Source organism: Nocardia rosealba, assembly GCF_020216065.1.
Taxonomy (GTDB): domain Bacteria; phylum Actinomycetota; class Actinomycetes; order Mycobacteriales; family Mycobacteriaceae; genus Nocardia; species Nocardia rosealba.
In genome coordinates, this window is the sequence record NZ_JAIWNA010000001.1 from 543,536 (window position 1) to 567,181 (window position 23,646).

The following is a 23,646-nucleotide window of genomic DNA, read 5'->3' on the forward strand; positions in this document are numbered from 1 at the left end:
CGCGGAAAGCGGCGGACTCGGCGCAATCATGGACTGATGAAGCGACGAGTTCCCGTGCACGCGGTCCGCAACGGCGCGGCAGCGGCCTGCGCTCTGGCGCTGTACTACAGCGTGCCGGTGGGGTGGGTGTTCGCACTCGACTCGTGGCCGGGGCGGGTCGTAGGGGTCGTCGTGTTCGTCGCGAGCGTGGCCGGACTCGGCTGGCTCGTGTGGCGGCGGATCGAGCGCCTCCTCGAGGAGTCGACCGCGTTGGGCGAGCGGGTCGATGGGGTGCTGCTCGTGCTGTGCATCGTGTGCGTGGTGTTCGCGCTCGTCTACTACCGCATGGAGCAACTACATCCGAACCAGTTCGCCGGGCTCGAGACGCGAACCGACGCACTGTATTACACGCTGGTCACCCTCGGGACCGTCGGTTACGGCGACATCCACGCCGTCGGCCAAGGCGCACGCATCGTCACTATGGTGCAGATCGTGTTCGACCTGGTGGTCCTCGGCACGCTGCTCGCCATCGTCACCACCAGCGTGACCAGCCGGATCCGCGCCGCGAGCGAGGTCAGCGCCGCCGCGCGCGATACCACTCGATGAGCGCGTCGGTCGACGAGTCACCCACCGACTCGGGCTCTTCCGGACCGCTCAGCAACGGCGTCAGGGCCAGCGCCTGCTGCTTGCCGAGCTCCACACCCCACTGATCGAAACTGTCGATGCCCCAGATGATTCCCTCGACGAACACCTGGTGCTCGTACAGCGCGATCAGCTGACCCATCGTCGACGGCGTAAGCTCCGGCGCCATGATCGTGGTGCTCGGCCGATTGCCGGGCATCACCTTGTGCGGCACCAACTTCGGATCGGTGCCCTCGGCCGCGATCTCTTCGGCGGTCTTGCCGAACGCGAGCACCTTGGTCTGCGCCAACAGGTTGCTCATCAGGATGTCCTGCATGCTGCCGGTGCCGTCGCGGGTCGGCAGGTCGTCGGTCGACCGGGCGAAACCGACGAAATCGGCCGGAATCAACCGGGTGCCCTGATGCAGCAGCTGATAGAAGGCGTGCTGGCCGTTGGTACCCGGCTCACCCCAGAAGATCTCACCCGTCGATGACGTGACCGGAGTGCCGTCGGCACGCACCGATTTGCCGTTGGACTCCATCGTCAGCTGCTGTAGATACGCGGGGAATCGCGCCATATCGTTCGAATACGGCAGCACCACACGCGATTCCGCGCCGAAGAAGTTCGAATACCAGACGCCGAGCATCGCCAACAGCACCGGACCGTTCGACTCCAACGGCTGCGACGCGAAATGCCGGTCGACGGCGTGCATTCCGCTGAGGAACTCGCCGAACCGTTCCTTTCCGATGGTCACCATCACCGAGAGACCGATCGCCGAATCCACCGAGTAGCGGCCGCCGACCCAATCCCAGAAACCGAACATGTGCGCGGTGTCGATACCGAACGCCGCCACCCGCTCCGCGTTCGTCGACACCGCGACGAAATGCTTTGCCACCGCGTTCTCACCGAGCGCCGCGACCAGCCAGCGCCGCGCCGCCGTCGCGTTGGTGAGAGTCTCCAAGGTGGAGAACGTCTTCGACGCGACGATGAACAATGTGCGCGCCGGATCGAGCCCCGCCAGCTTGGACACCAGATCGGCCGGGTCGACATTCGACACGAACCGGGCCTCGATCTCCGGATCGGCATAGTGCCGCAACGCGCGATACACCATGTCCGGCCCCAGATCCGAGCCACCGATACCGATATTGACCACCGTGGTGATGCGCTCACCGGTCGCCCCGCGCCACGCACCCGAGCGCACCGAATCGGCGAACTCACCCATCCGGCGCAGCACGTCGTGCACGGCGGCATCGGCGTCGGTGCCGTCGATGTCGAGCTGCTCGCCCACCGGCAGACGCAACGCGATGTGCCCCACCGCGCGGTCCTCGGAGGTGTTGATGTGCTTGCCGGAATACATCTCGTCGCGTCGCTGCGGTACACCGGCCGCCCGCGCGAGATCCACCAGCAGACGCAGGGTTTCGCGGGTCACGCGATGTTTGCTGTAGTCGATGTGTAGATCGGCGACCTGCACGGTCAACTCCCGGCCGCGCGCCGGATCCTCGGCGAACAACTGCCGCAGATGCAGAGGTGCGACAGTGCGGTGATTGGTTTGCAGTGCCTGCCAGGCCGCCGACGCGGTGATGTCGCTGCTCACCCCGCCGAGCGTACTGTGTTGTCTGAGCGCTGGCGCGCTCGAGTTCGCGGCCCCGCCGGTCCCGACGATCAGGCGCCGTTGCTTGCTCCTTCGTCGCGTACGCAACGGCACCTGATCGTCGGGACGGCCGCGAACCGCCGACTTCGTCGGCGATCCCTCCTCGAGGTCGGGATGTACGGGGCTGGGGATGCGGTTATGGCGGCATTCGAGTTGGTGGCCGAGGGTGGGTTCGGGTGGTCCTTCCGGGTTATTCGTGTGGCGTTTGGCGGCTTCTCGGCCGGGGGGTCGGCATAGGGTGGGGGCATGGTTTCTGAACGGGATGTGATCGAGTTCGTACCAAAGGGTTTGTGGATCGGGTCGGGGCCGGTGGAGGCTACGGGCGGGGCCACATTTCCCGTGCACAATCCGGCCGACGGGTCGGTGATCACCGAGGTGGCGGATGCGACGCCCGAGGACGCGATGCGGGCGCTCGACGCGGCGGTGGCGGCCGGGCGGGAGTGGGCGCAGACGCCGTCGCGGGAACGCGGCGAGATCCTGCGGGCGGTGTTCACCGAGCTCACGGCGCGGGCCGAGGAGTTCGCGTTGCTGATGACGCTCGAGATGGGCAAGGCGCTCGGGGAGAGCCGCAACGAGGTGCGCTACGGCGCCGAGTTCTTCCGGTGGTTCAGCGAGGAAGCGGTGCGGGTGCACGGGCGGTATCTGCACGCGCCGTCGGGCACGGGGCGGATCATGGTCGCCAAACAACCGGTGGGCCCGTGCCTGGCGATCACGCCGTGGAATTTCCCGCTGGCCATGGGCACCCGCAAGATCGGTCCGGCGCTGGCGGCCGGCTGCACGATGATCGTCAAGCCCGCGTCGGCGACGCCGCTGACCATGCTCGCGCTGGCCCGCCTGTGCAGCGAGGCCGGGCTGCCCGACGGTGTGCTGTCGGTCGTCACAACCAGCCGTTCCGGTGCCGTCACGGGCCCGCTGATCGACGATCCGCGCCTGCGCAAGCTCACCTTCACCGGGTCGACCGAGGTGGGTAAGAAGCTGGTCTCGTCGTCGGCGAACCGGCTGCTGCGTACCTCCATGGAACTGGGCGGCAACGCGCCCTTCGTGGTGTTCGACGACGCCGACATCGACAGCGCGGTGGCCGGTGCCATGCAGGCGAAACTGCGCAACGGCGGGGAGGCGTGCACGGCCGCCAACCGGTTCCACGTGCAGCGCGGCGTCGTCGCGGAATTCACCGAGAAGCTGGTGGCGGCGATGACCGAATCGGTGGTGCTCGGGCCGGGGACGGACGCGTCGACGACGCTCGGCCCGCTGGTGAGCGCCGAGCAGCGCGAGACCGTCGCCGAACTCGTCGACGACGCGGTGAAAACCGGCGCGAAGCTGCTGCTCGGCGGGGAGACCCCGGTTGGGCCGGGCTGGTTTTACCCGGCCACCGTGCTCGCCGAAGTTCCGCCCGCCGCCCGCATCCTGCGCGAGGAGGTGTTCGGTCCGGTCGCGCCGATCGTCGCCTTCGACACCGAGGAGGAGGGCGTCGCCGCCGCCAACGACACGCAATACGGGCTGGTCAGCTACGTCTACACCCGCGACCTGGATCGTGCGCTTCGGGTGTCGGAGGCTATGGAGACCGGCATGGTCGGCGTGAACCGGGGTGTCATCTCCGACCCGGCCGCGCCCTTCGGCGGCGTCAAGGAGTCGGGCTTCGGCCGCGAGGGTGGGACCGAGGGCATCGAGGAATACCTGGACACGAAGTACATCGCCCTCACCTGAGCGAAAAAAAATAACCGCCCCGGGGATGTTGTCGCACCCGGGGCGGCTTTTCGTGAGCGGCGATCTGGACGACCGCCGCGTGGTTCGAGTTCGGCCTAGCGGCCGAGACGTCCGCGACCGAGGCGGAGCAGGAGCATGGCGAGGGTGTGACCCTCCTGGCCGAGCTCACTGAAGCGTTCGAGCACTTTCATCTCACGGCTGTGCACCAGCCGGGGCCCCCCAGAGGCCATCCGGGTGCGCCCGATGATCCGCGAAATTTCGCTCCGGCGTTTGATCGCGGCGAGGATGGTGGCGTCGAGTTCGTCGATTTCGAGGCGAAGCTTCTCGATCTCCGCCTCCGATTGCGGCAGTGCCGCCTCTGACCCGGCGGTTGTAGCAGGGGTGCTCATCATTCATCTCCTCGTGTCAGAACTGGGATCGGTCGATACGGACGTCGTGTTACCGATCTGTTCCTTCACCCTGAAAAACTTTCCGGCTGGGCGCCTGCCGCCACGATATCGGATCGATTGCCGATCCGGACAGGCGAAGCGGCGCTGACCACGCGGCCCAGTCTGCCACGGGTCGGTAGGTATGCAAAACAGTTGTGTTTGTGAATCCGCTGAGAACATTCACACGGGTGGGTACGACACCGGTCGTCATCCGGTTCACCCGCGGTTTGCCGGCCGGTGGCCGCGCCGACGGCGGTTGGCCGCTTGTCGGTGCCCGCCGGTAGCGTGGACAGACGATGGATATCACGGTCGCTCCCTCCGCAGACGAAACATCGTCCACCGCGCCGAACACCCCGGTCGCGGCACCAGACAGCACCGCCGCACCGCAGGGTGACGGCGGTGGCGGTGGTGTGGCTCGCAGCGGTCTGGCCGAGGCGGCGGCCCGGCACAGCGCCGAGCAGGAACAGCGCCGCAAGGAGCGCGAACAGCGTCGCGCCGAGGAAACCGAGCGGCTGCTCGACGGGCTCAACCCACAGCAGCGTGCCGCCGTGGTGCACGCCGGTTCGCCGCTGCTGATCGTGGCGGGAGCGGGCTCGGGCAAAACGGCCGTGCTCACCCGCCGCATCGCCTACCTGCTCGCCGCACGCGGAGTGCAGACCGGGCAGATCCTGGCGATCACGTTCACCAACAAGGCTGCTGCCGAGATGCGGGAGCGGGTGGCCGGGCTCGTCGGTCCGCGCGCCGCGAGCATGTGGGTATCGACTTTCCATTCCAGCTGTGTGCGCATTCTTCGCATGCAGGCGGCTTTGCTGCCGGGTCTGAATTCGAATTTCTCCATCTACGATGCCGACGATTCGCGCCGATTGCTCACGATGATCAGCCGCGATTTCGACATCGACACCAAAAAATATTCGGCGCGGCTGCTGTCGACGGCCATCTCCAATTTGAAGAACGAATTGATCGGGCCCGAACAAGCCGCCCGCGACGCCGAGGCCGACGACACCGAACTGCCCGCGCTGGTCGCCCGCGTGTACGGCGAATACCAGAAGCGGCTGCGTGCGGCCAATGCGCTCGATTTCGACGATCTGATCGGTGAGACGGTCGCGCTGCTGCAGAACCACCCGCAGGTGGCCGAGTACTACCGGCGCCGGTTCCGGCACGTTCTCGTCGACGAGTACCAGGACACCAACCACGCCCAGTACGTGCTGGTGCGCGAACTCGTCGGCCACCACGGCGATTCCGGCGACGAGCAGGTGCCGCCCGGCGAGCTGTGCGTCGTCGGCGACGCCGACCAGTCCATCTACGCCTTCCGCGGTGCGACCATCCGCAATATCGAGGAATTCGAACGCGATTTCCCCGACGCCGAAACCATTCTGCTGGAGCAGAACTACCGCTCCACCCAGCACATCCTGTCGGCGGCCAACGCCGTGATCGCCCGCAACGAGGGCAGGCGTGAGAAGAAGCTGTGGACCGATTCCGGTGAGGGCGAGCTCATCACGGGCTACGTCGCCGACAACGAACACGACGAGGCCTCGTTCGTCGCGAAGGAAATCGACCGGTTGGTCGACGCGGGCGAGGCCACCTACGGTGATGTGGCGGTGTTCTACCGCACCAACAACAATTCGCGTGCGCTGGAAGAGATCTTCATCCGCATGGGGCTGCCGTACAAGGTGGTCGGCGGGGTCCGCTTCTACGAGCGCAAGGAAGTGCGCGATGTGGTGGCCTACCTGCGCGTGCTGGAGAACCCCGACGACGCCGTGAGCCTGCGCCGCATCCTCAACACCCCGCGCCGTGGCATCGGCGACCGTGCCGAAGCCTGTGTCGCGGTGCACGCAGAGCAGCGCGACATCGGTTTCGCGGCGGCCCTGCGCGACGCGGCCGACGGCAAGGTGGCGCTGCTCAATACCCGTGCGCAGCGGGCCATCGCCGGTTTCCTCGACCTGCTCGACGAGATCCGGGCGGCCGGACAGCGCGCCGACAGCGAGTACCCCGATGTGGGCAATGTGGTCGACGCGGTGCTCGACCGCACCGGCTACCGCGCCGAACTCGAGGCCTCCGACGACCCGCAGGACGGCGCGCGGCTGGACAACCTCAACGAATTGGTCAGCGTCGCCCGCGAATTCAGTTCCGAGGCGTTCAACAACGCCGAGGCCGCGCGCGAGGAGGGCCTGCTGCCCGAGGTGGGCGACGGTGAACCTGAACCCGGTTCGCTCGCGGCGTTCCTCGAACGGGTGTCGCTGGTCGCCGATACCGATCAGATCCCGGACGAGGGCTCCGGGGTGGTCACCATGATGACCCTGCATACAGCCAAGGGCCTGGAATTCCCGGTCGTTTTCGTCACCGGCTGGGAGGACGGCCAGTTCCCGCACATGCGGGCGCTCGGCGATCCGAACGAGCTGGCCGAGGAACGCAGGCTCGCGTACGTGGGCATCACCCGCGCCCGTCAGCGGCTGTACCTGTCACGAGCCGTGGTTCGGTCGGGCTGGGGGCAGCCGGTGTCGAACCCGGAATCGCGGTTCCTGCAGGAGATTCCGCAGCATCTGCTGGATTGGCGCAGGCTCGAACCGGTGGTGTCGCCGGTGCAGCGTGGCCGCAGGCGCGGCGAGGACAGCGGGTTCGACCGGGACTGGACGCGCGGCGACGGCTGGGATCAGCGGCCGGGCGTGCGCGGCGGCACCGGCACCCGCAGGCCGGCCCCCGGCGGTGCGGTGAAGCGCAACAACACCGATCTCGTTCTCGCCGTGGGTGATCGGGTCACCGACGACAAGTACGGCCTGGGCCGGGTGGTCGCCGCCGACGGCGTCGGCCCACTGGCGACGGTCACCATCGACTTCGGCACTGCCGGAAAGATCCGCTTGATCCCCCAATTCAGCCGAACCATCGTCAAGTTGTGAATTGGTGGCCAACCCACTGAACCACCTCCCGGCCCTCACGGTCCGACATGAGCCCGACTGCCAGCAGTCGAGCTCCCCGACGGCACGCTCAATTCGCGGGGGTGCGGGGCAGTAGGTCGGTGAGGGCCTCGTCGAGGGTGGGGTACTGGAAGGTGAAGCCGGTCTTCGGCAGCACCTCCGAAGTGGCGTGGCGGCCGGTGAGACCGAGTGCCGGATCCGAACGCAGCACCACGGCGCCCACCGACAGGATCGCTTTCGGTGTCGGCGGGGCCGCCGGGCGATGCAGGATTCGGCGCAACGTCGCCATGAGTTCGGCATTGCGGACCGGGTTCTCGGTGGCGGCGACCAGGATGCCGTCGGGGATGCTCACCTCGGGATCCAGTCCGAGGCAGGCCCGCACGATGCGCAGCCAGTCCTCGATGTGGATCCAGCTGAACCATTGGTCGCCGGGGCCGACCCGTCCGCCGAGCCCGGCCTTGGTGAGCTGGCTCAGGCGTTTGAGCGCCGGGGCGTCCGGGTCGAGCACGATGGATGTGCGCAGGATGGTCCAGTGCGCGGCCTGGGCCGGGTCGAATGCCTGCTCCCACGGCTCGGCGACGCCGGTCATCTGTGGCAGCCCTTCGGGCACGGGTGTTGTTTCCGTGCAGCGCGTTTCGCCAGCGTCCGACCAGATGGCGGTGGTGCTGGCCTGCACCCAGTAGTCGACCGGGGTGTCACGGGTGCGGGCGGAGGCGACCAGTGCCGTGGTGGAATCGACGCGGCTGCTGCGCAGTTCGGCGATATTGCGTTCGGTCGGCCTGCAGTCGACGAGTTTGCCCGCCAGGTTGACGACCGCGACCCGGCCGGGTTCGCGGAGTTCGGCGGCCCAGGCACCGACCGAGCGGCCGTCCCATTCGGTCTGCCGGAACGGTATTCCGGGGTTGCGGCGCCGGGTGAGCAGGGTGACGCGCTGACCACGGCAGGTGAGGTCGGCGGCGATCTGCACGCCGAGCGCTCCGGTGCCACCGGCGATCACCACGTTCAGGGCGTCGTCGGCCGGGACGAGGCCGGCGAGCCGGGCCAGGCGCGAGAAGTTCACGCGGGCTCCGGTTTCGATGAACGGTCCGGCCGCCGCCCGCATCGCCGCTGCGGACACACCGCTGAAGCGCAGTTCCTGAGTGACCTCGGTTCCACCCGCGCGCGGTTCGAGCCGCCAGGTGAGCACCATGCTTCCGGCGGGCTCGGGCTGCTCGATGGTCAGCTCACGTTCGGGCACAAGAGTTGTCACGGTGAAGGGGGCGCCGAACCGCTCGTGCACGCGCGCGGACAGTTTCCCGTTGGGCACATAGTCACCGGTCGCACCGACGGCGACAGGCCCGTGCATCCGCACCGCACGCACGCCCGGATTCCATTCCGGCCACTGCGTGAGATCCCCCAGCACCGCCCACACCGATTCCGGTGGCAGGGCAATGAACTGCGTGTACTTCGTCGTACCAGCCATACGAAAACGCTACCCCGCTAACGGGAAAGCGGAACCGTGCTGCTGGTCACCCGTCCTCAGTCGCGCTGGGCGCCCAGGCTGATACCACGGGTGGCGAGCCACGGGATGGGGTCGATCTTGTCGGTGCCGTTCTGCCACACCTCGAAGTGCACGTGCGGGCCGGTGGAGAAGCCGCGGTTGCCCATGGTGGCGATCTGGTCGCCCGCCATCACCCGTTCGCCCTGCGAGACCGTCGCGGTGTCGATGTGACCGTAGATGGTGACGGTGCCGTCGTCGTGCAGGATGCGCACCCACATGCCGAAACCGGAGGCGGGGCCCGCTTCGATGACGGTGCCGTCGGCGACCGCGTAGATCGGGGTGCCGATCGGACCCGCCACGTCGATGCCGAGGTGCTGCACGCCCCAGCGGGCGCCGAACCCGGAGGTGTAGTTACCGGTGGTGAATTTGGCGAACAGGGGCCGCAGCTTGGCGGACTCCTGGGCGGCCAGGTCTTCGGCGAACTTCTGGCCCTTGGCGAGGATGTCGTCGAAGTGGCTCATGTCGGCCACGGCGGTGGCGTCGAGTACCTGCGGCGACGAGCCGGTGACGTGGTCGGCGACCTCGGTGGTGCTCATCGATTGGGCGGCGATCTCGTGGATCTGACCCGCGGCTTCGTAGTCGACACCGGAGTCGGCCTGCTGCGGGGAGGCCATGGCGGCCTGGCCGGCCGCGACGACCGCGCCCGCGGCGACGGCGATGACGGCGGCGCGGCCCTTCAGCGCGGTGGGCGGTGCGGGCACGCGGTGGGCACCGCCACGCCGCTCGGCGCGACGCGGTTCGGGTGCCGGGGTCTCGGGTTCGGCGGGCGCCCAGTCTGTTTCGTAGGTGCCGGAGTCGTAGGAGCCCGACTCGTCGGCGGTCCATTCGTCCTCGGCGGGCGTCCACGCGGCGTTGTCGGACCAGGCGTCGTTCCCGGACCAGGAGTTCTCGGTGTGCCAGGAATCGGTGCTCGGCCAGGCGGGCTGCTGCGGCTGTGGCGCGGCGGCGCGGGGGCTGCGCGGGTGCGAGGTGAACTCGTCGGCGTACCGGTAACGGCGGCCTGAGCTGTTGCGATCTTCAACTGGGAAGGTGGAGCGGTGGTTCATCGGCTACGCCTGACGTTCCTCAAGCTTGTCGTCCTCCTCAGTCCTGACCTGCCAGTCGTGACCTGGTTGTCGTGACCTGGTTGTGACATCGACCGCATTGACGGTAACGAAGCGATTGCAGAGTGGCAAGCGCTGGTCGAGAACCTACACTTGTCTGTGAGATTCGTCACCGTATTGCTGCAGAATAACTCACCGATTCGCGACACTTCGGGTGAGGTCGATCGACGACATAACGTAGTAGATGGCGGGGTGTTCCCCCTTTAGGTGTTCCGACCTGCCACGGCACCGAAAAACTACTCACCAGTAGCCTTGGCCAGCGGTTTTGGTGACCTCCCCGCACCCGTCGTGACCTGCGCCACTTAGGATGAATGTGGTCGTTTAGCCCTCCCCGTGACTAGTTAGAGTCCGACCGACCCGCTAGCTGACCCCTCGAGCGACCTGCAACCAGTCGCTACGGCAAGTCGGGCCGCCAACAAAGACGTTGTCATAGCAACGCAGACGAGACGGTGAGTACATGGATCTCTTCGAATATCAGGCGAAGGAGCTCTTCGTTAAGCACGGAGTGCCTTCGTCCGAGGGTCGTGTTTGCGACACGGCCGAAGAAGCACGCGCCATTGCCGAGGAAATCGGCAAGCCGGTCATGGTCAAGGCGCAGGTCAAGGTAGGCGGTCGCGGCAAGGCGGGTGGCGTGAAGTACGCCGCCACCCCGGAAGACGCGTTCACCCACGCGCAGAACATCCTCGGCCTCGACATCAAGGGCCACATCGTCAAGAAGCTCCTGGTCGCCGAGGCCAAGGACATCGCGGAGGAGTACTACATCTCCTTCCTGCTCGACCGCTCCAACCGCACCTACCTGGCCATGTGTTCGGTCGAGGGCGGCATGGAGATCGAAGAGGTCGCGGAGAAGACCCCCGAGCGTCTGGCCAAGATCCCCGTCGACGCCGTGAAGGGTGTCGACCTGACCTTCGCCCGCGAGATCGCGGAGAAGGGCCACCTGCCCGCCGAGGTGCTCGACGCCGCGGCCGTGACCATCCAGAAGCTGTGGGAGGTCTTCACCAAGGAAGACACCACCCTGGTCGAGGTCAACCCGCTGGTGCGCACCCCGAACGACGAGATCCTCGCCCTCGACGGCAAGGTCACCCTGGACGAGAACGCCGAGTTCCGTCAGCCCGGCCACCTCGAGTTCGCCGACGTCGACGCGACCGACCCGCTCGAGCTCAAGGCCAAGGAGAACGACCTCAACTACGTCAAGCTCGACGGTGAGGTCGGCATCATCGGCAACGGCGCCGGTCTCGTCATGTCGACACTGGACGTCGTCGCCTACGCGGGCGAGAACCACGGCGGCGTGAAGCCGGCCAACTTCCTCGACATCGGCGGCGGCGCTTCGGCTTCCGTGATGGCCGCGGGTCTTGACGTGATCCTCGGTGACGCGCAGGTCAAGAGCGTGTTCGTCAACGTCTTCGGTGGCATCACCGCGTGCGACGCCGTGGCCAACGGCATCGTCGGCGCGCTGGAGGTGCTCGGTGACGCGGCCACCAAGCCGCTGGTCGTTCGCCTGGACGGCAACAACGTCGAAGAGGGTCGTCGCATCCTCGCCGAGGCCAACCACCCGCTGGTGACGCTGGCCCAGACCATGGACGAGGGCGCCGACAAGGCTGCCGAACTCGCCGCAGCGAAGTAAGGAACAGCGAACATGTCCATCTTCCTGAACAAGGACAACAAGGTCATCGTCCAGGGCATCACCGGCGGCGAGGGCACCAAGCACACCGCGCTGATGCTGAAGGCGGGCACCAACGTCGTCGGTGGCGTCAACGCCCGCAAGGCCGGTACCACGGTCAAGCACACCGACAAAGACGGCAACGAGATCGAGCTGCCCGTGTTCGCTTCGGTGGCCGAGGCCATGGAGAAGACCGGCGCCGACACCTCCATCGCGTTCGTGCCCCCGGCCTTCTCGAAGGACGCCATCATCGAGGCCATCGACGCGGAGATCCCGCTGCTCGTGGTCATCACCGAGGGCATCCCGGTGCAGGACTCCGCCTACGCGTGGGCCTACAACGTCGAAAAGGGCGAGAAGACCCGCATCATCGGCCCGAACTGCCCCGGCATCATCACCCCCGGTGAGGCGCTGGTCGGCATCACCCCGAACAACATCACCGGCAAGGGCCCGATCGGCCTGGTGTCGAAGTCGGGCACGCTGACCTACCAGATGATGTACGAGCTGCGCGATTTCGGTTTCTCCACCGCGATCGGCATCGGCGGCGACCCGGTCATCGGCACCACCCACATCGACGCCATCGAGGCGTTCGAGAAGGACCCCGAGACCAAGATCATCGTGATGATCGGCGAGATCGGTGGCGACGCCGAAGAGCGTGCCGCGGCCTACATCAAGGCCAACGTGACCAAGCCGGTCGTCGGCTACGTCGCGGGCTTCACCGCCCCCGAGGGCAAGACCATGGGCCACGCGGGCGCGATCGTGTCCAGTGGTGGTGGCACCGCGCAGGCCAAGCAGGAAGCGCTCGAGGCAGCGGGTGTGAAGGTCGGCAAGACGCCGTCCGCCACCGCCGCGCTCGCTCGCGAGATCCTGGAGAAGGCGTCCATCGCCTCTGCGTAATTCCAAATCACACTGTCGAAGGCCGCTTTCAGGTTTAGCCTGGGCGGCCTTCGTCGATTCATCCACAGGCGGTGGTTTATCCACAGCCTGCATCGGTAGGTGATGACCGCGGGCGTGGCGTGCAGTAGCGTCAGGTATCGGATCAGGCACCAGTCAGTTCGACGCGACCGATGCGCACGACTCGACAAGGAGACGACGACATGTCCTACCCGACAGGGGGCTCCGGGTACAACGCACCCGCGACACCCGCCGCGCCCACACAGGGCCCGAGCACCGGAGCCGCCGCGGCTGCGTCCGTGGACGACGGTGGCGCCAAGGGGCTGCCCTTCATTCTCACCGCCGCGGGCGCCGGACTCGGTGTTGTCACCTTCCTGCTCGGCTTCGCGCCGTTCATCGGTTTCTCCCTCGGGGCGAAAACCGAGACCAGCAGTATGTTCGATTCCAGTGCGGGCGGTTACGCGGCGCTGATCCTGGCCGCCGCGATCGTGGCCGGTCTGTCGCTTCTGCCCAAGCTGAACAACCTCCCCGTGGCCGTCGCTCTCGCCGCGGCCGGATTCGTGGGCGTCGTGGTGGCGCTCATCAGCATCGAGAGCGCGGAACTGCAGTGGGGCGCCTTCGTCGTCTCGGTCTTCGCCTTCATCGTGACCGTTCTGCTCGTGGTCGCGCTGCTGTTCCAGCTGGGCATCATCAAGCCGCCGGCGCCCAAGCCCGCACAGCCGCAGCAGCCGGGCCAGTACGGCCAGTACGGCCAGCAGGGTTACGGGCAGCAGGGATACGGCCAGCCGGGTCAGCAGCAGTCCTTCGGTCAGGGTGGCTACGGCCAGGCCTCGACCGGTGGGCAGTACCCCACGCAGTCGCCCTACGGCCAGCAGAGTTCGCCGTCGATGCCGCAGGCACAGCAGCCGTCCTACGGTCAGCAGGGTCAGCAGCAGGGTTACGGTCAGCCGCAGCAGCAGTCGCCGTACGGCCAGCAGTACGGCGCCGCGCCGCAGCAGCAGCCTTACGGTGGGGCCCCGCAGGCGCAGCCGCGTCCCGATGAGAGCGCCACCCAGACCTTCGGCGGCCAGCCGACCGGTCAGCCGGGTGGTCAGCCGTTCGGTGCGCCCAATTACGGTGGTGCGCAGCAGGGTTCGGCCCCGCAGCCCGGGCAGAGTCAGCCGTTCGGTGGCGAGCAGAACGCCGACCCGGCGGCCGACGCGACCACCGCGTTCCGTCCCAGCGACGACCAGAAGTAGGAAAACCGACGGCTGGTTGTGGCCCCAGGTTTCGATCGCGAGCCCACAGGTGTGCCTGTGGGCTCGCGGCGCGCCTGACCCGCGCTCGCCGGGGAAGCTGCCACGCTGAATTGTCATGAGCTCCCGTAACGCCCTCGTGCGCCGGACCTCCGGGTCACGCGGCGGGGAGACTACCGCCGCACCCTCCGGCCCGGAACACGCCTGGTGGTCGCTGCCACCGGACCGGGCGCGGACCCTGCTGCTCGTCGCCGCCCGGCCGACGATCTGCGCGCTGACGGCCATGATCGTCGTGGTGCTGCTGGTGATGCTCACTTCGGGCACCGAGCTCACCAGTGCGCCGGGCGCGGTCGCGGCGACTTGGCTTGCGGCCCATCAGATTCCGCTCACCGTCGGCCGGACCTCCCTCGGTCTGCTGCCGCTGGTGCCGACCGTCGTGCTGGTGTGGCTGTCCGCCCGCGAATGCGCACGGGCCGTGCCGGACCGGCCGACGCCGGTCGACCTGGGCTGGCTCACCGCCGCCGTACTCGCCGGGCCGCTCGTCATGACTTCGGTGTGCCTGGCCGTTGTCGGCGATGCTGCGGGCGTCACGCCACTCGAACCGCCCGGTGTCGTCACCGCTTTCGGCTGGGTGCTGGTGCTGTACCTGGTCGCGGCTGCCGCCGGGATCTGCGCCCGCGCGTGGGATTCGCTGTGTGCGCTCCTCCCCGTTGATATCCCGGAGTGGGCGGTACTCGGTGCGCGCGCCGCCCGCCGCACCGTGCTGCGCATGCTCGGCTGCGCGGCGCTGGCGACCGTGATCTCGTTCTGCACGCACCTGTCCCGCGTCGGCGAGACGTATCAGCAGGCACACGATGTGACCGATGTGCTCGGCATGACCCTGCTCTCGCTGCTCTACCTGCCGAACGTGATCGTCGGCGCCGCCGGGATGCTCAGCGGCGCCGCGGTGCAGTTCGGGGTCGGGTCGGTGGGGTTGTTCGGTGTGAGCGCCGGGCAGGTGCCGCCGGTGCCCGCGTTGATCCCGCTGCCCACCGGTCCCGCCGCCGCGTGGTGGCCGGTGCTGCTGCTCGTGCCGCTGGCCGTCGGCGTGCTCGGCGGTGTGGAACTCGGCCGTACGAGCGATGATCGCCCCGGTGCGCCGTGGGCGACGCTCACCTGTGCCGGCCTGTCGACCCTCACCTTCCTGATCCTGTCGATCCTGAGCAGCGGTCAGCTCGGGGCCGTCGGTTGGGTGGGGCCCGATCTGTTGATGCTGGTCGTGCTGATGGTCACCTGGTTCGGTTTCGGCGGCTTCGTCGGCATGGTCTTCGCCCGCCGCTTCCTCGCACCGGCCGTCGAATACGACGACTACTCCTACGACGAGGACGACTACTACTACGAGGACGACGAAGGCGAGCACGACGAAGGCGACGACTACGCCGACGATCACGACTACGCCGACGACGACCACGAATACCCCGCCGACCCGGCCGTGGAAGTCGACGCCGAACTCGTCGAGGACATCGACGACGAACCCGAGGTGAGCATCGCCGCCCCCGGCTCGACGACCCCACCGACCGACGACATCGTCGACGCCGAGGTGGTGGAGCCGGACCTGCCGGAGGGTGACGGGGACACCGGTCGTTAAGCTCGACCCGGCGCATTGTCGATCGCCGCCACCCGACCACACGCAGGAGTAGAGCGCTGACGTCCTCGTTTGCCCAGTGGAAGCCCGCCCGGACCCCGGCCACCGTCGTCGTCCTCGCCTCGGGCACCGGCTCGCTGCTCAACGCACTGCTGGCCGCCGCCCGCGAACCCGGTTACCCGGCGAAGATCGTCGCCGTCGGTGTCGACCGGGTGTGCCAGGCCACCGAACACGCCGAGGCCGCGGGCGTCGACCACTTCCGGGTCGCGGTCAAGGATTTCGGCGACCGGGCCGCCTGGGACCGCGCGCTCGCCGACGCGGTCGCGGCCTACGAACCCGACCTGGTCGTCTCGGCCGGCTTCATGAAGATCGTCGGCCCCGCGTTCCTGGAACGCTTCGGTGGCCGATTCATCAATACCCATCCCGCGCTGCTGCCGTCGTTCCCCGGCGCGCACGGTGTGCGTGACGCGCTGGCTTACGGCGCCAAGGTCACCGGCTGCACGGTGCACCTGGTCGACGGCGGGGTCGACACGGGCCCGATCCTCGCGCAGGAGGCGGTCGACGTGCTGCCCGGCGACGACGAGGCCGCGCTGCACGAGCGCATCAAGGTTGTCGAGCGACGGTTGCTGGCGCAGGTCATCGCCGCCGTCGCGACGCGAGGCATTGTCTCCGACGGACGAAAGGCAGAGATACCAGATGAGCGAGCACACCGGTGAGTGAACGTAAGGCGATCCGCAGGGCGCTGGTGAGCGTCTACGACAAGACCGGGCTCGTCGAGCTGGCCACCGGACTGCACGCCGCGGGCGTGGAGCTGGTGTCGACCGGTTCGACCGCGGGCAAGATCGCCGAGGCGGGCATTCCGGTCACCCGGGTCGAGGACCTGACCGGTTTCCCGGAGACCCTCGACGGCCGCGTGAAGACGCTGCACCCGCGCGTGCACGCCGGCATCCTGGCCGACACCCGCCGCGCCGAGCACCTCGACCAGCTCGTCGAGCTCGGTGTCGAGGCGTTCGAGCTGGTGGTGGTCAACCTCTACCCGTTCACCCAGACCGTGGCCAGCGGCGCCGGTGTGGACGAGTGCGTGGAGCAGATCGACATCGGCGGTCCGTCGATGGTGCGTGCCGCCGCCAAGAACCACCCCTCGGTGGGTGTGGTCGTCGACGTCACCGACTACGACGACGTGCTCGCGGCCGTGAAGTCGGGCGGCTTCACCCTCGCCGAGCGGACCGCGTTGGCCGCCAAGGCTTTCCAGCACACCGCGAACTACGACGTGGCCGTGGCGAGCTGGATGGGCTCGGTCGCCGTGCCCGCCGTGCAGCCCGAGACCGAGCAGTTCCCGAGCTGGGTCGCCGGTTCGTGGGAGCGGGCCGCGGTGCTGCGCTACGGCGAGAACCCGCACCAGGCCGCCGCGCTGTACACCAGCAACGACGGCACCGTCGGCATCGCGCAGGCGCAGCAGTTGCACGGCAAGGAGATGTCGTACAACAACTACACCGACGGTGACGCCGCCTGGCGCGCCGCGTTCGACTTCGACGAGCCCGCCGTGGCGGTCATCAAGCACGCCAACCCGTGTGGCATCGCCGTCGGCGCCGATATCGCCGAGGCCCACCGCAAGGCACATGCCACCGATCCGGTGAGCGCCTACGGTGGCGTGATCGCCGCCAACCGTGAGGTGAGCGTCGAGATGGCCGAGCAGGTCGCCGAGATCTTCACCGAGGTGATCGTCGCTCCCGGTTACGCGCCGGGTGCCGTCGAGGTGCTGCAGCGCAAGAAGAACGTGCGCGTGCTGGTCGCCGAGCCGCCGCGCCGCAAGGGTGTGGAACTGCGTCCGATCAGCGGCGGTGCGCTGCTGCAGGACCGCGACGTGCTCGACGCCGCGGGCGACGACCCGGCCAACTGGACTCTCGCCGCCGGTGATCCCGCCGACGCCACCACGCTGGCCGACCTCGAATTCGCTTGGCGCGCTTGCCGTGCGGTGAAGTCGAACGCGATCCTGCTGGCCGACGACGGCGCCGCTGTCGGCGTCGGCATGGGCCAGGTGAACCGGGTCGACTCCTGCAAGCTCGCCGTGGAACGTGCGGGGGAGCGGGCCAAGGGCTCGGTCGCCGCCTCGGATGCCTTCTTCCCGTTCTCCGACGGCCCGCAGATCCTGGTCGCCGCGGGCGTGCGCGCCATCGTCCACCCGGGTGGTTCGATCCGCGACAAGGACACCGTGGAGCTGTGCAAGGAAGCGGGCGTCACGCTGTACCTCACCGGGGCGCGCCACTTCGCGCACTGATTCGCTTGCCCCGCAACGGGTGCCGCGCCGTCACGGTGCGGCACCCGTTGCCGTTTCAGGCCGCGTCGACGATCTGCCGGGAGCCGAGCGGCGCGTCGAGGGTGATCTCCAGCGTGCCGAGGACGGCCTCCATCGTGCACATCCGCCCGACGGCGTCGGCGGGGGTACCGGCACGCAGTGCGACGGTGACCGTGTCGGCCGTTTCGGTGACGGTGGCGTCGACGCCGTTGCACTGGGGATTGCCGGTCTGGAAGTCGACCGCGATGGTGGTCTCGCCCACCCGGCGCCACGCGGTGAACGGCAGTGGGCGTGGGTCGACCAGGTTCGGGTCGGCGGTGAACGGCCGACCGATGTCGGGCCCGGTGCTTTCCGGGCGGGTGTTCGTCGGTGCCGAGGTGGGTGTGGTGTCCCCGGAACTCGCGCAGGCCGGTGCGAACAGCACGGCCAGGCTCGCGACGAGGGCGAAGCGGCGCGACAGCGATCTCATGGCGTCCACCCTAGCCACGGCACGAAAACGGCCCCGGAGCACCAGCTCCGGGGCCGTCTGTCACGAGCTCACTTGGTGGTCGTGAACGGCAGCAACGCCATCTCGCGCGCGTTCTTCACCGCGACGGCGACCTGACGCTGCTGCCGCGGGGTCAGCCCGGTGACGCGGCGGCTACGGATCTTGCCGCGATCGGAGATGAAGGTGCGCAGCAGGTTGACGTCTTTGTAGTCGACGTACTCGATGCCCGCGGCGATCAGCGGGTTCTTCTTCGGCTTGCGGCCCTGCTCGGCGCGTGCCTTCTTGGACGGTGCTCGCTTCACTGCCATGGGATTTTCCTTCTCACGAGATCAGTGGGTGTCTACCAGCTCGATTTGTGGACCCCAGGGAGCTCGCCCCGGTGGGCCATCTCGCGCACACGTATACGGGAGAGCCCGAACTTGCGGAGATGACCGCGTGGCCGGCCATCGGCTGCATCCCGATTGCGCAATCGTACCGGACTGGCATCGCGGGGCTGGGCGCGCAGTTCGGCCTGGGCCGCGGCGCGCTCGTCGTCGCCGGTGCTCGGCTTGCGGATGATCTCCTTGAGCTCGGCACGGCGCGCGGCGTAGCGCTCGACGATCACGCGCCGCTGCTCGTTGCGGGCGATCTTCGACTTCTTCGCCATCAGCGCTCCTCGCGGAAGTCGACGTGCTTGCGCACGACGGGGTCGTATTTGCGCAGGACCATCCGGTCGGGGTCGTTGCGGCGGTTCTTGCGGGTGACGTAGGTGTAGCCGGTGCCCGCGGTGGACTTGAGTTTGACGATCGGCCGCAGTTCGGTCGATTTCGAGGCCATGGGTGCTCCTAGATCTTGTCGCCGCGAGCGCGGATGCGGGCCACCACGGCCTCGATCCCGTCGCGGTCGATGGTCTTGATGCCCTTGGCGGAGACCGTCAGCGTGACGCGGCGGCCCTCACTGGGCAGGTAGTAGGTCTTGCGCTGGATGTTGGGGTTCCAGCGGCGGTTCGTGCGCCGGTGCGAATGCGAGACGGCTTTTCCGAAGCCGGGCTTGCGTCCGGTGACCTGGCAGTGGGCCGACATGCGACCTCCCTCCACGGTTATGACAACCATTTTCGACAATGCTTATTCCGCACTGTACCGTTGCCCTTGAAGTAAATGAAAATCGTTATCGAAAGGGGTACCGGGTGCTTGACCAGTCCGACCGGAGAACACCCGTGGTGCTGCTGGCCGGTTTCGCCGGACCCGCCATGACCGGCGTCGAGCACATCGCGGCGGTGCTGAGCGAGGATGCGGGCACGGTCGTCGTGCACCACGACCTCGCCGAACTGCGCGAGGGCGTGGTCCGGCGCACGGTGCGCACCGCGGGCAACGTGACAACGACGGTGCTCGAACTGGCGCACGGCTGTGTGTCGTGCACGCTGCGCGCCGATCTGCTGCCGATGCTGTGCACACTCGCCGCCCGCGAGCCGGTGCGGCGCATCGTGCTTGCCCTCGACCCGGCCATCGAGGCCGAGGCGCTGTGCCACGCGATCGAGACCGTCGAGGTGACCGGTGTCGCCGACCGGGTCGACGGCCCCGCGGGCCGGAACGTGCGCATCGAGGCCGTGCTGACCTGCGTCGACGGCAACCAGTGGCTCGCCGACGCCACGGGTGACGAGGCACTGGCCGACCGTGGTCTCGCCTCGGCCGACGACGAACGAACCGTCGCCCAGGTGGCCGTCGGTCAGGTCGACTTCGCCGACGCGCTCGTGGTGCTCGCCGACGGTGTGGAGCCGCTCGACCGCGAACGCCTCGACGCGGTGCTCACCCGGCTGGCGCCCGGCGCACCGACCGCCTGGCTCGGCGACCTGTCCGGCTTCGACGCCGTGGAGGTGGGCGCGCTGCTCACCCGCGTGCCCGACGATGCCCGGCGCGGTCACATCTTCGATGCGCACGCGCCGCTGCTGCGCGGTCAGCCGCCGCTGAGCACCGACTGCGGTGTGTCGATCGTCGAGTTCGCCGCCCGCAGGCCGTTCCATCCGGCCCGGCTGCACGACGCCCTCGACGTGCTGTTCGACGGTGTGGTCAACGCGCGCGGCCGGATCTGGCTGGCCACCCAGCCCGACCAGGTGGTGTGGCTCGAATCGGCAGGCGGTGGGCTGCGCGTCGGCGGGGCGGGCAAGTGGCTGGCCGCGATGACGCCCGAGGAGCAGGCCGAGGTCGATCCGGCGCGGCGCGCGATGGCGGCACTCGGCTGGGACGACCGGTTCGGCGACCGCGATGTGTCGCTGGTGATCCTGGCCCACGACGCCGACCCCACCGAGATCCGGCACGCCCTGCACTGGGCGCTGGTGGAGGACGACGAACTGCTGCTCGTCGATCGCGCCCCCGAGCGGGTCGCGTTGTGGGAGGACCCCTTCGGCGAATGGCACGAAGACCCGTGCGCCGACCCCGCCGAGGCTCCGGCCACGGCGAGCGAACGCACCAACCCGAGAGGAGAAACGGCATGAAAGCGGGCATCCACCCCGACTACCACCCGGTCGTGTTCGAGGACGCGAACACCGGCAAGAAGTTCCTGACCCGGTCCACGGCCACGAGCGACCGGACCGTCGACTGGGAGGACGGGAACACCTACCCGCTGCTCACCGTCGACGTGACCTCGGATTCGCACCCGTTCTGGACCGGCACCGCGCGCAATCTCGACACCCAGGGCCGGGTGGAGAAGTTCGAGCGCCGCTACGGCAAGCGTTCGCGCCCGGGCAAGGAGGGCTGAGGCATGGCTGTTCCCAAGCGCCGGATGTCGCGATCGAACACCAGGAGCAGGCGTTCGCAGTGGAAGGCCGAGGTGCCCCAACTCGTCCCGGTGACCGTGGCGGGTGTCGAATATCGGGTGCCACGTCGTATCGTTGGTGCCGTACGGAAGGGCCTGATCGATCCCGCGCGGATCTCCTGACCTTCCCAGGGTGTTCGAGAGCCGGTTCGGAGGGGACAACCCGAAGCGGGGTATCGGACAAAATGCAACGGCCTGCCGGGGTGTGAACCCCGACAGGCCGTTGCCATGTCAGCCGGTTACTTCTCAGCCTTCTTGCTCGGCGAGGGCGACCAGTGCTACGGCGAGCTTGATGTACTTGTTGGTGCCGAGGTCGGCGATGGTCTTGATCTTCAGCGCATCGAGCAGCTGCTGATCGACGCCTGCGGCGAGCCCGGCGAGGGCCGACGGCGGCGCGGACAGAATTTCTTTGAGCGTCTTGTTCTCGTATTCCTTGTCGAGAACTTTGTCGAGCACCACGTTGACGGCCATGCGAACTCCTTCGAACGAACCTTGGATGTGCCGGGCGAGACGAAAGCGCCCTGCGGGGACGATAACCCGCGCGAGGCCCGGATGTGGGCCTAACGCACTGTCCGCCGTGTGAGCTGGGAAGCAGGGTGTCCAGGGGGCTTACTGGCCACCTGTAATGCCTGGTCAGGGGCCCGCCTGGGAGGCCGGGGCAATCGCTCGGTTACCGGTGTGACGCATGCCACGTGGACTTGCCGCTCCGGAAAGCTTGCCGAGCGATTGCTGAACGCCCAGATACCAACTCGGGGTTTGTTTTTCGGCACAGGAAAATTCCTGAATGACTGATGCGGAGTCCTGCACGGGTATGTACTCTCGTGCGGGAGGGCGGGTTCTCCTACCAAGGAGAACCCGCTCATCGCCACTTCAGGGGCGGTTTTCGCTCGAATCCAGCACCGCGGGACCGCATTCGGGCAGCGGGGCGCAAGACGGTAAAGATTCCGGCAAACCGGACGTTAGCCAGTTATCGCGCACCGACGGTTTCGGCCTTCTCGGCGGCCTCGATGGCGTCGCGCCGATCGGGTGCGACCAGGATCGCCGTGATGGGCACCGTGAGGCCGAGCGAACCGAGCACGAACATCGGGAACACCAGGTCGAACAGCTGCAGCCCGTCGGGTGTGCGCGCACCGGGGTTCACGTCGAATTCCAGCGCGCCGACCGCCGTGTAGTACAGCGCCGCGACCCCCACGGCGAACAGCAGCGACAGCACCACGCGCAGGCCGATCAACCGCACCGTCTGGCCGGCCCACAGCACGCCGGTGCACAACGCCATCGACATCAGCAGTACGAGCCCGATGAGGCCGAGCGACTCCGCCACGGTGCCCTGCACCGCGAGTGCGTCCAACGTGAGATAGGTCGACAGGCCGACGCCGAGCCCCATCGTCAACCCGCCGATCACCAGCCGAGGCAGATCGAGACGCCGCCCGCCGATCAGGAACCCGGCGAACACGGCGATCACCGCGATGGCGGCCGAGGCCGTGCCGAGGGCCAAGTTGTAGCGCACCGCGCTGCCCTCGACGTGAATGCCGAGCAGCGCGACCGAATTCGCCAGCCACAGACCGACACCACCGAGCGAGACGGCGGCCATCGTGAGCCACACGATGCGGAACCGCACCGAGTACTTGGCGTGGCGCACACACGCGAAGGCGACGACCGCGCCGACGGCCGACAGATCGAACGCCAGCCACGCCACGCCCGTACCGCGACCGAACACCTCCGCTCCGGTCGCGAGCAGATCAACCACGCCTGCCAGCTCCTTCGAACTGCTGCGGCTCGAGCTGGGCGATGGCGTATTCGGTCACCGCCGCCAGCGCCTGACGGACCTCGACGGCGTTGCGGGCGTCGATGTCGACGATCGGGATGCCCTCGCGCACCGAGAGCGCCTCGCGCAGTTCGGCGATCGGGAAACGCGGGGCGTTCGGGAAGCGGTTCACCGCGATCAGGAACGGCAGCCCGCGCGCCTCGAAGAAGTCGACGGCGGCGAAGCTGTCTTCCAGCCTGCGGGTGTCGATCAGCACCACCGCGCCGATGGCGCCGCGGATCAGGTCGTCCCACATGAACCAGAACCGTTTCTGGCCGGGCGTGCCGAACAGGTAGAGCACCAGGTTGCCCGGCAGCACGATGCGGCCGAAGTCCATCGCGACGGTGGTGGTCTCCTTCTCCGGCGTCTCGGCGAGATCGTCGATGCCGTCGGAGAAATGGGTCACCATCGCTTCGGTGCGCAGCGGAACGATCTCCGACACCGAGCCGACGAAGGTCGTCTTCCCGGCGCCGAAACCGCCCGCCACCACGATCTTCGTCGAGGCGACCCGTTGCTCGGGTGCCTGCTGGCGCGGTGCGCCCTCAGAGGCCACGGAGTCCACGCAAAGTCCTCTCCATCAGTGATCGGCGTTCGTCGTAGCTCGCCTGCTCGGTCAGCGTCGAGTGCACTCGAAGTATCCCGCCCACAACGAGATCGCCGATCATCACCCGGACCATACCCAGTGGGCGTGACAGGTATGCCGCGATCTCGGCGACCGAGAGGCGATGTGTGGCCAGGCGCACTATCTCACTGCGTAAATCGCCTGCGGGCCATTCCAAATGTGCGGTATAGGAGACCGTCTCCACGACCGCCTCGAGTGGCAGCGCGATCGCGGGTTCGGTGCGGCCTGCGGTCAGGGCATAGGGCCTGACGCGTGTGGTCGGCCGGATTTCGGATCCGTACGGGCTCGACATCTCACCC

At 68.0% G+C, this 23,646-nt stretch carries 25 protein-coding genes; 12 read left to right on the top strand and 13 right to left on the bottom strand.

The window, feature by feature from the left end:
• Window positions 1-36 precede the first annotated feature (36 nt).
• The gene (locus tag LDL21_RS02335; RefSeq protein ID WP_225278634.1) at window positions 37-585 is read left to right on the top strand and encodes a potassium channel family protein; all 549 of its coding nucleotides are present in this window, start codon (window positions 37-39) and stop codon (window positions 583-585) included.
• Here LDL21_RS02335 and pgi read toward each other — a convergent pair.
• Window positions 554-2,194 (bottom strand): glucose-6-phosphate isomerase, encoded by a 1,641-nt coding sequence (gene pgi / locus LDL21_RS02340; protein ID WP_225278635.1) that lies wholly within the window; start codon window positions 2,192-2,194, stop codon window positions 554-556. The genes LDL21_RS02335 and pgi overlap by 32 nt on opposite strands.
• Before the next feature lie 303 nt (window positions 2,195-2,497).
• Between pgi and LDL21_RS02345 the strand changes: the two genes are divergently transcribed.
• Entirely contained in the window at window positions 2,498-3,955 is a 1,458-nt protein-coding gene (locus LDL21_RS02345) for an NAD-dependent succinate-semialdehyde dehydrogenase (protein WP_225278636.1), read from the top strand.
• 95 nt (window positions 3,956-4,050) lie between these two features.
• Here the strand turns inward: LDL21_RS02345 and LDL21_RS02350 are convergent, their stop codons facing one another.
• A complete protein-coding gene (locus tag LDL21_RS02350) occupies window positions 4,051-4,344 on the bottom strand; it encodes a chorismate mutase (RefSeq protein WP_133733847.1) in 294 nt (97 codons plus the stop codon).
• 335 nt (window positions 4,345-4,679) lie between these two features.
• Here LDL21_RS02350 and pcrA point away from each other — a divergent pair, with 335 nt between their 5' ends.
• On the top strand, window positions 4,680-7,277 hold the full coding sequence (gene pcrA, locus LDL21_RS02355) for a DNA helicase PcrA (RefSeq protein ID WP_225278637.1): 2,598 nt from the start codon (window positions 4,680-4,682) through the stop codon (window positions 7,275-7,277).
• Between the two features lie 88 nt (window positions 7,278-7,365).
• Here pcrA and LDL21_RS02360 read toward each other — a convergent pair whose 3' ends face one another.
• Together LDL21_RS02360 and LDL21_RS02365 are read right to left on the bottom strand one after the other, a co-directional pair.
• A complete protein-coding gene (locus LDL21_RS02360; protein ID WP_225278638.1) occupies window positions 7,366-8,757 on the bottom strand; it encodes a DUF1731 domain-containing protein in 1,392 nt (463 codons plus the stop codon).
• 56 nt (window positions 8,758-8,813) lie between these two features.
• Window positions 8,814-9,881, bottom strand: coding sequence for a M23 family metallopeptidase (locus LDL21_RS02365; RefSeq protein WP_225278639.1), 1,068 nt, complete (start codon window positions 9,879-9,881; stop codon window positions 8,814-8,816).
• Window positions 9,882-10,395: 514 nt separating this feature from the next.
• On the opposite strand from LDL21_RS02365, the gene sucC reads away from it, so the two are divergent.
• The 6 genes from sucC (at window position 10,396) to purH (ending at window position 17,626) form a co-directional block, all read left to right on the top strand.
• Window positions 10,396-11,562 (top strand): ADP-forming succinate--CoA ligase subunit beta, encoded by a 1,167-nt coding sequence (sucC, locus tag LDL21_RS02370; RefSeq protein ID WP_067485387.1) that lies wholly within the window; start codon window positions 10,396-10,398, stop codon window positions 11,560-11,562.
• A 12-nt stretch (window positions 11,563-11,574) separates the two neighbouring features.
• Window positions 11,575-12,492, top strand: coding sequence for a succinate--CoA ligase subunit alpha (gene sucD, locus LDL21_RS02375; protein ID WP_067485390.1), 918 nt, complete (start codon window positions 11,575-11,577; stop codon window positions 12,490-12,492).
• A 200-nt stretch (window positions 12,493-12,692) separates the two neighbouring features.
• Window positions 12,693-13,727 carry a DUF5336 domain-containing protein gene (locus tag LDL21_RS02380; RefSeq protein ID WP_181696733.1) on the top strand — a complete coding sequence of 345 codons (1,035 nt, stop codon included), beginning with the start codon at window positions 12,693-12,695 and terminating at the stop codon, window positions 13,725-13,727.
• A 115-nt stretch (window positions 13,728-13,842) separates the two neighbouring features.
• Window positions 13,843-15,351, top strand: a complete 1,509-nt coding sequence (locus LDL21_RS02385) for a cell division protein PerM (protein WP_225278640.1) — start codon at window positions 13,843-13,845, stop codon at window positions 15,349-15,351.
• Window positions 15,352-15,407: 56 nt separating this feature from the next.
• Complete coding sequence (purN, locus tag LDL21_RS02390; RefSeq protein ID WP_225279214.1) at window positions 15,408-16,064, top strand: phosphoribosylglycinamide formyltransferase; 657 nt, start codon at window positions 15,408-15,410, stop codon at window positions 16,062-16,064.
• Window positions 16,061-17,626, top strand: a complete 1,566-nt coding sequence (gene purH / locus LDL21_RS02395; RefSeq protein WP_225278641.1) for a bifunctional phosphoribosylaminoimidazolecarboxamide formyltransferase/IMP cyclohydrolase — start codon at window positions 16,061-16,063, stop codon at window positions 17,624-17,626. The genes purN and purH overlap by 4 nt, the downstream gene beginning before the upstream one ends.
• Before the next feature lie 55 nt (window positions 17,627-17,681).
• On the opposite strand, the gene LDL21_RS02400 is transcribed toward purH, so the two are convergent.
• The 5 genes from LDL21_RS02400 to rpmB form a co-directional block, all read right to left on the bottom strand.
• Window positions 17,682-18,113, bottom strand: coding sequence for a hypothetical protein (locus tag LDL21_RS02400; RefSeq protein ID WP_225278642.1), 432 nt, complete (start codon window positions 18,111-18,113; stop codon window positions 17,682-17,684).
• A gap of 68 nt (window positions 18,114-18,181) precedes the next feature.
• Window positions 18,182-18,439 (bottom strand): 30S ribosomal protein S18, encoded by a 258-nt coding sequence (gene rpsR, locus LDL21_RS02405; RefSeq protein ID WP_067485410.1) that lies wholly within the window; start codon window positions 18,437-18,439, stop codon window positions 18,182-18,184.
• A gap of 32 nt (window positions 18,440-18,471) precedes the next feature.
• Window positions 18,472-18,777, bottom strand: a complete 306-nt coding sequence (gene rpsN / locus LDL21_RS02410; protein WP_181696730.1) for a 30S ribosomal protein S14 — start codon at window positions 18,775-18,777, stop codon at window positions 18,472-18,474.
• Window positions 18,777-18,947 (bottom strand): 50S ribosomal protein L33, encoded by a 171-nt coding sequence (gene rpmG / locus LDL21_RS02415; protein ID WP_011211511.1) that lies wholly within the window; start codon window positions 18,945-18,947, stop codon window positions 18,777-18,779. The genes rpsN and rpmG overlap by 1 nt, the downstream gene beginning before the upstream one ends.
• Window positions 18,948-18,955: 8 nt before the next feature.
• A complete protein-coding gene (gene rpmB / locus LDL21_RS02420) occupies window positions 18,956-19,192 on the bottom strand; it encodes a 50S ribosomal protein L28 (protein ID WP_067485415.1) in 237 nt (78 codons plus the stop codon).
• A 104-nt stretch (window positions 19,193-19,296) separates the two neighbouring features.
• Here rpmB and mrf point away from each other — a divergent pair, with 104 nt between their 5' ends.
• From mrf to rpmF, 3 genes are read left to right on the top strand one after another with little or no spacing between them, the layout of a single operon-like run.
• Window positions 19,297-20,601 carry a ribosome hibernation factor-recruiting GTPase MRF gene (gene mrf, locus LDL21_RS02425; RefSeq protein WP_225278643.1) on the top strand — a complete coding sequence of 435 codons (1,305 nt, stop codon included), beginning with the start codon at window positions 19,297-19,299 and terminating at the stop codon, window positions 20,599-20,601.
• A complete protein-coding gene (locus LDL21_RS02430) occupies window positions 20,598-20,864 on the top strand; it encodes a type B 50S ribosomal protein L31 (protein WP_225278644.1) in 267 nt (88 codons plus the stop codon). Before mrf ends, LDL21_RS02430 begins: the two co-directional genes overlap by 4 nt.
• A gap of 3 nt (window positions 20,865-20,867) precedes the next feature.
• Window positions 20,868-21,044 (top strand): 50S ribosomal protein L32, encoded by a 177-nt coding sequence (rpmF, locus tag LDL21_RS02435; RefSeq protein ID WP_225278645.1) that lies wholly within the window; start codon window positions 20,868-20,870, stop codon window positions 21,042-21,044.
• Between the two features lie 123 nt (window positions 21,045-21,167).
• On the opposite strand, the gene LDL21_RS02440 is transcribed toward rpmF, so the two are convergent.
• From LDL21_RS02440 to LDL21_RS02455, 4 genes are all read right to left on the bottom strand, one after another.
• Window positions 21,168-21,392 carry a hypothetical protein gene (locus LDL21_RS02440; protein WP_067485421.1) on the bottom strand — a complete coding sequence of 75 codons (225 nt, stop codon included), beginning with the start codon at window positions 21,390-21,392 and terminating at the stop codon, window positions 21,168-21,170.
• Window positions 21,393-21,888: 496 nt separating this feature from the next.
• Entirely contained in the window at window positions 21,889-22,668 is a 780-nt protein-coding gene (locus LDL21_RS02445; protein WP_181696727.1) for an MHYT domain-containing protein, read from the bottom strand.
• The gene (locus tag LDL21_RS02450) at window positions 22,661-23,287 is read right to left on the bottom strand and encodes a GTP-binding protein (RefSeq protein ID WP_225278646.1); all 627 of its coding nucleotides are present in this window, start codon (window positions 23,285-23,287) and stop codon (window positions 22,661-22,663) included. The genes LDL21_RS02445 and LDL21_RS02450 overlap by 8 nt, the downstream gene beginning before the upstream one ends.
• Window positions 23,268-23,639 (bottom strand): DUF742 domain-containing protein, encoded by a 372-nt coding sequence (locus LDL21_RS02455; protein WP_067485423.1) that lies wholly within the window; start codon window positions 23,637-23,639, stop codon window positions 23,268-23,270. Before LDL21_RS02455 ends, LDL21_RS02450 begins: the two co-directional genes overlap by 20 nt.
• Window positions 23,640-23,646: the final 7 nt, after the last annotated feature.

Excerpts from the sequence above, each read along its gene's own strand:
- LDL21_RS02345 (WP_225278636.1), top strand. The coding sequence starts at position 2,498 with ATGGTTTCTGAACGGGATGTGATCGAGTTCGTACCAAAGGGTTTGTGG.
- LDL21_RS02360 (WP_225278638.1), bottom strand. The coding sequence starts at position 8,757 with ATGGCTGGTACGACGAAGTACACGCAGTTCATTGCCCTGCCACCGGAA.
- LDL21_RS02380 (WP_181696733.1), top strand. The coding sequence starts at position 12,693 with ATGTCCTACCCGACAGGGGGCTCCGGGTACAACGCACCCGCGACACCC.
- LDL21_RS02335 (WP_225278634.1), top strand. The coding sequence starts at position 37 with ATGAAGCGACGAGTTCCCGTGCACGCGGTCCGCAACGGCGCGGCAGCG.
- sucC (WP_067485387.1), top strand. The coding sequence starts at position 10,396 with ATGGATCTCTTCGAATATCAGGCGAAGGAGCTCTTCGTTAAGCACGGA.
- LDL21_RS02365 (WP_225278639.1), bottom strand. The coding sequence starts at position 9,881 with ATGAACCACCGCTCCACCTTCCCAGTTGAAGATCGCAACAGCTCAGGC.
- rpsR (WP_067485410.1), bottom strand. The coding sequence starts at position 18,439 with ATGGCAGTGAAGCGAGCACCGTCCAAGAAGGCACGCGCCGAGCAGGGC.
- LDL21_RS02385 (WP_225278640.1), top strand. The coding sequence starts at position 13,843 with ATGAGCTCCCGTAACGCCCTCGTGCGCCGGACCTCCGGGTCACGCGGC.
- LDL21_RS02430 (WP_225278644.1), top strand. The coding sequence starts at position 20,598 with ATGAAAGCGGGCATCCACCCCGACTACCACCCGGTCGTGTTCGAGGAC.
- rpmG (WP_011211511.1), bottom strand. The coding sequence starts at position 18,947 with ATGGCCTCGAAATCGACCGAACTGCGGCCGATCGTCAAACTCAAGTCC.
- rpmB (WP_067485415.1), bottom strand. The coding sequence starts at position 19,192 with ATGTCGGCCCACTGCCAGGTCACCGGACGCAAGCCCGGCTTCGGAAAA.
- LDL21_RS02455 (WP_067485423.1), bottom strand. The coding sequence starts at position 23,639 with ATGTCGAGCCCGTACGGATCCGAAATCCGGCCGACCACACGCGTCAGG.
- rpmF (WP_225278645.1), top strand. The coding sequence starts at position 20,868 with ATGGCTGTTCCCAAGCGCCGGATGTCGCGATCGAACACCAGGAGCAGG.
- LDL21_RS02440 (WP_067485421.1), bottom strand. The coding sequence starts at position 21,392 with ATGGCCGTCAACGTGGTGCTCGACAAAGTTCTCGACAAGGAATACGAG.
- rpsN (WP_181696730.1), bottom strand. The coding sequence starts at position 18,777 with ATGGCGAAGAAGTCGAAGATCGCCCGCAACGAGCAGCGGCGCGTGATC.
- pcrA (WP_225278637.1), top strand. The coding sequence starts at position 4,680 with ATGGATATCACGGTCGCTCCCTCCGCAGACGAAACATCGTCCACCGCG.
- LDL21_RS02350 (WP_133733847.1), bottom strand. The coding sequence starts at position 4,344 with ATGAGCACCCCTGCTACAACCGCCGGGTCAGAGGCGGCACTGCCGCAA.
- sucD (WP_067485390.1), top strand. The coding sequence starts at position 11,575 with ATGTCCATCTTCCTGAACAAGGACAACAAGGTCATCGTCCAGGGCATC.
- LDL21_RS02400 (WP_225278642.1), bottom strand. The coding sequence starts at position 18,113 with ATGAGATCGCTGTCGCGCCGCTTCGCCCTCGTCGCGAGCCTGGCCGTG.